The 5,417-nt window shown below is 68.3% G+C and carries 1 protein-coding gene; it reads right to left on the minus strand.

The window, feature by feature from the left end:
- The coding region (locus ABD901_RS58010) for an amino acid adenylation domain-containing protein (RefSeq protein ID WP_345144855.1) at positions 1–5,417 on the minus strand (5,417 nt) is incomplete at both ends.

Consider the following 5,417-nt stretch of genomic DNA (forward strand, 5'->3'; position numbering starts at 1 on the left):
TTTCGGTGATCCCGAACATGTTGACGAACTCGACCGCCGGTTGCGGGTCGGGTTGGTAGGTCAACGCCTCGCCGCCGAAGATGACCAGCCGGACGGTGGGTGGGAGCGGGCCGAGGTGCCGGAACGCGGACGGGGTCTGGTTGAGCACGGTGACGTGTTGTTCGGTGAGTAGCGTGGTGAATGTGGCGGGGTCGCGGGCTTGGTCGTGTCCGACGATGACGACCCGGCCGCCGGTCAGTAGCGCCCCCCACAGTTCCCAGACGGCGAAGTCGAATGCCGGGGAGTGGAACAGGGTCCACACGTCGTCGGGTCCGAACCCGTACCGGCCGGTGGTCGCGGCGATCAGCGCGGTCACTGAGCGGTGGCCGACGATGACGCCCTTCGGGGTGCCGGTCGACCCGGATGTGTAGATGACATAGGCCGGTAGCCCCGGGTCGATCGACCGGTCGGGGTTGTGGTCAGGGACCTCGGCTGGGATGTCGACGCTGGTGAGGACGATGTGTGGGGCGGCGTCGTGCAGCAGGGTGTCGATGCGTCCGTCTGGGTGGTGCACGTCGATGGGTAGGTAGGCGGCGCCGGTCTTGAGCACACCGAGCATGGCGATGACCAGGTCGGCGCTGCGGGGGATGCGGACCGCGACCACTGTCCCAGGGCCGGCTCCGATCAGTGACCGGGCGACTCGGTTCGCGGCTGCGTTCAGCTGGGCGTAGGTGAGGTTGTGTGGGCCGTCGACGACGGCGACCGCGTCCGGGCGGGTGGCCGCCTGGGTCTCGAACACCTCCACGATCGACACAGCACGCGTCGGCGCATCGGTGTCGTTGCACTCGGCCAGCCACGCCTGCTGCGCGGCGTCCAACACGGGCAGCTGCGACACCGGCGCATCCACGTCGGCGGCCGCCCCGGCCAGCAACACGGAGAACCGGGCGGCCCAATCCGCCACCGTCGCCTCGTCGAACAGGGCGGTGCTGTATTGCAGGGCCGCGGTCAGCCTCTGCCCGCCATCGAGGACGGTCAGGGTCAGGTCCCATTTCGCGGACAACCCCTCTGGCGCCCACACCCCACCGTCACCACCACCGTCGGCGGCGTAGGTGAACACGGTGTCGATGAGGGGGGTGCGGGATCGGTCGCGGTGGTGGACGAGTTCGTCGACGAGTTGTTCGAAGGGCAGGTCTTGGTGGGCGTAGGCGTTCAGGGCGGTGGTCCGGGTGCGGGCCAGCAGTTCTGCGAAGGTGGGGTCGTCGTCGAGTTGGGTGCGTAGGACGAGGGTGTTGACGAAGAATCCGATCAGTGCTTCGGTTTCGGCGCGGCTGCGGCCGGCGATGGGGGTGCCGATCAGGATGTCGGTTTGGCCGGTGTGTCGGGCCAGGAAGAGGGCGTAGGCGGCGGTCAAGGTCATGAACATGGTGGTGCCGTTTTGCCGGGACAGTTCCCGTAGTCGGGTCGTCACGTCGGCCGGGATCGTGAACTCGACCAGGCCGCCGGCCGCTGACCGTACCGCCGGGCGGGGCCGGTCCGTCGGCAACTCCAGCACGGGCGGGTTCGCGAGCTGGGTGCGCCAGTAGTCGAGTTGGGTGTCCAGGATCTCGCCGGCGAGCCATTGACGCTGCCAGACAGCGTAATCCGCGTATTGCACCGGCAGTTCAGGCAGTGCCGTGTCGGCATCTGCGAGCAGGGCGGTCAGTTCTCGGTGCAGGATTGCGGCGGACCATTCGTCGCTGATCACGTGGTGCATGCACAAGGCGAGGAGGTTGCGGTCGTTGACGCGGATGAGGGTGGCGCGGAGTAGGGGGCCGGTGGCGAGGTTGAACGCGGCTTGGGCGTGTTGGTTGATCAGGGCGCGGGCGTCGTCGGTGGTGGCGGCCTCGAGGACCTCCAGCGGGACCGGGGCCGGGGGATCGATGACCTGGTAGGCGACGCCGTCCGGTCCACTCACGAGCCGGGTCCGCAGGGTCTCGTGCCGTGCCACCACGGCCGTCAACGCATCGGCCACGACGGCCGGATCGATCGGGCCGGCCAGCGGCATCACCGCCGGAACGTTGTACTCCGTGGACCCCGGCTCAAGCTGATCCAGGAACCACAACCGTTGCTGTGCAAACGACAGGGGTAGTGGCTGGGTCCGGTCGGCGGGTGTGATCGGCGGGCTGGCCGGGTTGACGGTGGTGTCGATGATGTGGGCGAGGTCGTGGATGGTGGGGTGGTCGAAGAGGGTGGCGAGGGGCAGGTCGATGTTGAGGTGGGTGCGGGTTCGTGTGATGGCTTGGGTGGCGAGGAGGGAGTGTCCGCCGAGGTCGAAGAAGTTGTCGCTGACCCCGACTTGGTCGAGGTGCAGCAGTTCGGCCCAGATGTGCGCGAGGAGTTCTTCGGTGGGAGTGGTGGGGAGCTGGTAGGTGGTGGTGAGGTAGGGCCGGGTGCTGCCAGGTGCGGGCAGGGCAGTGCGGTCGAGCTTGCCGTTGGCGGTGAGCGGCAGCTGTGCCAGTTCGATGTAGTGGGTGGGGATCATGTGCTGGGGCAGGGTGCGGCCGAGATGGGCGCGGAGTTCGTCGGTGGGGGGTAGGCCGTCGGGGCCGATGAGGTAGGCGGTGAGTTGCTGGTCGTGGGCGGTGACGACGGCGGTGGTGATGGCCGGGTGGGCAGTGAGGGCGTGCTGGATTTCGGCGGGTTCGATGCGGTGGCCACGGATGCTGACCTGGTCGTCGGTGCGGCCGAGGAAGTCGAGGTGGCCGTCGGTCCGCCAGCGGGCGAGGTCGCCAGTGCGGTAGAGGCGGCTGCCGTCGCTGGCGTAGGGGTTGGGGATGAACCGTTCGGCGGTGCGGGCGGGTTGGTGCAGATACCCGCGCGTGATCCCGGCCCCGCCGATGTGCAGTTCCCCGGTGACGCCCGGCGGGACGGGGTTGAGATGCCGGTCCAGGACGTGCGTGGTGGTGTTGGGTAGCGGCCGGCCGATCGGGGTCGGGGTGTGCACGGCCGGGGGCAGGGTCAGCGGGCTGTAGGTAGTGTCGATTGAGGTCTCGGTGATGCCGTAGGCGGTGAGCAGCCGGGTGTGCGGCAGCAGTGCCTGGGTTGCGGTTGCTGGCCGGGTGTGCCACGTATCGGTGGTAGCGATCAGCAGCCGCAATTCCTGCAACGTCGCCCCGTCGGCGGTCGCGGTCAGGTCGTCGAGGTAGCGGGGCGCCGACTCCAGGGCGGTGATGCGGTGCTCGGTCAGGTAGGCGGCGAACGCGGCGGGGTCGGTTTGCAGGCGTGCCGGGCCGATGATGAGGGTGTTGCCGGTGGTGAGGGCGCGGATGAGGTCGCCGGTGAAGACGTCGAAGCTGATGTTGGTCAGGCTGAGCCAGCGGTGGTGTTCGGTGGGGGTGGTGTGGGTGTGGGTCCAGGCGGTGTGCAGGGCGATGAGGTTGTCGTGCGTGACGAGGACACCCTTGGGTTGGCCGGTTGAGCCTGAGGTGTAGATGACAGCGGCGGCCCGGCCGGACACCCCACATGCCGGTGGGGCGGTGCGGGGTTGGGTGGCGATGGCGGGGTCGGTCAGGAAGGTGGGGTCGATGACGAGGGTGGTGTGGCTGTCGGTTTGCATGGCGGTCAGTCGGGCGGTGGGGTAGTCGGGGTCGAGGGGTAGGTAGGCGCCGCCGGCCTTCCACACCGCCAGCACCGCCACGACGACGTCGATGCCTCGGGGCAGTCGGATCCCGACGATGGTCTCGGTGCTGACGCCGAGTTCGCGCAGGTGCCAGGCCAGTTGGTTCGCCCGGCGGTCCAAGTCGCCGTAGGTGAGGACTACACCGTCGGCCTCGACTGCCGGCTGGTTCGCAGGCCCGGCAATCAGTTCCTCGACCCCGCCGACCGTCGGCACCACCAACTGAGCCCCGGCGTCCCACTCCGCAAGCCGCAGCCGGTCCTGCGGCGACAGCACCGCCAGGTCCGACACCCGCCGATCCGGATCTGCCGCCACCGCCGCCAACAGCAAACCCAGCCGCGCACCCAACTCACGCACTGTCGCCGCATCGAACAGCGCCGTGCTGTATTCGAATGTCGCGTGCAGGCCATCGCCGTGTTCGACGACGGTCAGCGTCAAATCGAACAGCACCGGTCTTTCGGTGACGACGCCCGCAGGCTGGCCCGCGATGGCGGTGTCGGTGGCGTAGTTGAAGAAGGTTTGGATGAGGGGGGTTTGGGATCGGTCGCGGGTGGGGGTGAGCTCGTCGACGAGTTGTTCGAAGGGGAGGTCTTGGTGGGTGTACGCGTCCAGGGCCGTGGTGCGCGTGCGGGCGAGCAGCTCGGTGAACAGCGGGTCGTCGTCGAACCGGCTGCGCAGCGCCAGGGTGTTGACGAAGAAGCCGATGAGGCTTTCGGTTTCGGGATGGTTGCGGTTGGCGATGGGTGTGCCGATGAGGATGTCGCTTTGGCCGGTGTGACGGTGCAGGAGGGTGGCGTAGGCGGCGATGAGGGTCATGAACATGGTGGTGCCGTGTTGGCGGGAGAGCTGCTGCAGGGCGGTGGCGGTGGGTTCGGGGATGGTGAAGGCGACTTCGGCGCCGGCGTTGCTCCGGATGGGTGGGCGTGGGTGGTCGGTGGGGAGGTGGAGGGTGGGTGGGTTGGCGAGTTGGGTGCGCCAGTACTGGAGTTGGGTGTCGAGGATGTGGCCGGTGAGCCATTGGCGTTGCCAGGTCGCGTAGTCGGCGTACTGGATGGGCAGGGGTGGGAGTGGGGTGCCGTGGTTGAGGGTGGCGAGTTCGGTGCGCAGGATGCGGCCGGACCATTCGTCGCTGACGATGTGGTGTAGGCATAGGGCGAGGACGTGTCGGTTGTCGGTGAGGTGGAGCAGGGTGGCGCGGATGAGTGGTCCGGTGGTGAGGTCGAATGGTTGGCGGGCGTCTTCGAGGAGTGCGGTTTTCGCGGCGGCGATCGGGTCGGGTTGGTCGGTGAGGTCTTTGACGGCCAGGGGTAGGGGTGTGGGTGGGTCGATGACCTGATGGGGGATGCCGTCGGGGTCGGTGATGATGCGGGTGCGCAGGATTTCGTGGCGTTCGATGATGGTGTGCAGGGCGCGGGCCACGACCGCGGGGTCGACGGGGTCGGGTAGCGGGATCAGGGTCGGCAGGTGGTATTCGGTGGAGTCGGGGTCGAGTTGGGCCAGGAACCACAGCCGTTGCTGGGCGTAGGACAGGGGTAGTGGTTGGCTGCGGTCGGCGGGCGTGATCGGCGCGACGACGTTGGTGTTGGTGGTGGTGTCGATGGTGTGGGCGAGGTCTTGGATGGTGGGGTGGTCGAAGAGGGCGGCGAGGGGCAGGTTGATGCCGAGGCGGGCGATGGCTTGGGTGGCGAGCAGTGAGTGGCCGCCGAGGTCGAAGAAGTTGTCGGTGACCCCGACCTGGTCCAGGTGCAGCAGTTCGGCCCAGATGCTGGCGAGGAGCTGTTCG

Origin of the sequence: Dactylosporangium darangshiense (assembly GCF_039537565.1) — a bacterium.
GTDB classification, from domain to species: Bacteria; Actinomycetota; Actinomycetes; order Mycobacteriales; family Micromonosporaceae; genus Dactylosporangium; species Dactylosporangium darangshiense.